General features: G+C 63.3%; 1 pseudogene. It reads right to left on the minus strand.

Annotated elements, in window-relative coordinates:
- Nucleotides 1-251, minus strand: a pseudogene (locus AC0L2O_RS37185) (tRNA (adenosine(37)-N6)-threonylcarbamoyltransferase complex dimerization subunit type 1 TsaB); the annotation flags it as partial.

The raw sequence follows: 251 nt of genomic DNA on the forward strand, positions 1-251 counted from the left end.
CTTGGTAGCGGCCAGCCGGGCATAGATTGCGATATCCGCAGTGGCGTTTGTCGGGCCGATGTCGAAGGCGCGCCCGACCGAAGCGACAATTTGCGATGTCGCCGTGCCGGCCATAACCGGAGACCTATCCACCGCCATGGCGGCGGCTTGCGAAAGCGTGGTCACCGCGGGACCGTAAATCAAAACGGATGCTTCGTCGTAAAGTGCTGCATGGATTTCCTCGCGGCCGGCGTCGAGCGCGACCAGCACGG

This window comes from Bradyrhizobium sp. Kon10, assembly GCF_055807395.1.